Origin of the sequence: Streptomyces sp. NPDC058964 (assembly GCF_042741275.1) — a bacterium.
Lineage (GTDB): Bacteria > Actinomycetota > Actinomycetes > Streptomycetales > Streptomycetaceae > Streptomyces.
Genome location: NZ_JBHYKH010000265.1, coordinates 1 through 1,187 on the forward strand (window position 1 = coordinate 1; position 1,187 = coordinate 1,187).

Below are 1,187 nucleotides of genomic sequence, written 5' to 3' on the forward strand. Positions count from 1 at the left end.
TGGCTGTCCGGCCGGAGCCGCTGCTTGGTGCCCGACGGCAGGGCCTAGCGCGGGACCGACGTCACGCCCAGCTCGCGGACGTCGAGCCGAGCGCCCTGGCCCCACAGGCGGTGCCCCGCGAGGCCCGCCGGGTCGGCGAACCGCTGCTGGGCCGGCGCGCCGCGGTCCGGGTCGTAGTACCGGAGGTCGTCGCTGAGCCGGACCAGGCCGCCCTCCGCGCCCGGCATCTCGGCGTCCAGCAGTGTGAACATGCCGAAACCTCCGGCGAGTTGGCGTGGCCGGACCAGCTCCTCGCGGCCGCCCAGATCGAGGAGCAGATGCTCCCGGTCCGCGGGCTTGAAGCCGATCCGGTCGACGGACAGGACCGTGCGGCCGTCGAGCTTCCACTCCACCGTGCCCGCCGACCTGTCGTACCCGACCGCCAGGTTGTTCACCTGGTCGACCGTGGCCCGGCGGGCCACCGGCAGGGCGTAGGAGAAGGCGGCGTAGTCGGCGCCCGGCCGGGGCAGCCGCTCGTAGAAGGCGTAGATCCAGCCGTTGGTGACGAAGAAGTCGAAGACCATCGACGTTTCCGGATCGGCCGTGTTCATCGCGCCCGCCGCGAGTCTGAGATCGGTGCGCGGGTTGGCCACCGCGGCGCCGAACGGGTGCTGCTCGGTGCCGAAGGTCCGGGCGGACATCGTCACGTCGATCGTGAGGACCCGGCCCGGTTCGGCGTCGAAGCCGAGGATGCCGGCCTTCGAGGTGTGCCGGGCCAGTGCGAAGAACTTCAAGTGGTCCGCGGCACCGCCGCCGCCCTCGCTCTCCCTGCCGGTGGTGAAGGTGAAGGCCGGCTCGCCGGTGCGCGGGTTGACGCCGGTGGGCACCACCCGCAGTCCGGCCTCCGACGTGGTGGCGGTGCCGTCGCCGTCCGGCAGCGCGTCGCCGGCCGGGGTGAGGGTCCACCTGGACCCGTCCCCGCTGTGGTCGAAACCGTCTCGGAAGTCGTCCCAGACGACCCGGCCGCCGTCGGTGGCGGCCGGGTCTTCGGCGCCGGCCGGGGGGGGGGGGCGCGCCCCGGGGGGCGCCGCGCGGGGGGGGCCGGGGGTTTTGTGGGGGGTGTGGTGGCCCAAATCGCGGGCGATGGGCGCGCCCCCGCCGCCGCACTCGGCCGGATCCGGGCCGCCGCAGACGCCGGGGAGCTGCCC

1 protein-coding gene is annotated in these 1,187 nt (G+C 75.0%); it reads right to left on the reverse strand.

The window, feature by feature from the left end; translation table 11 throughout:
- Positions 1–44: 44 nt before the first annotated feature.
- Positions 45–1,187: DUF6081 family protein (locus ACFW2E_RS27950; protein WP_384469834.1), on the reverse strand; the 1,143-nt coding region annotated here is incomplete at its 5' end.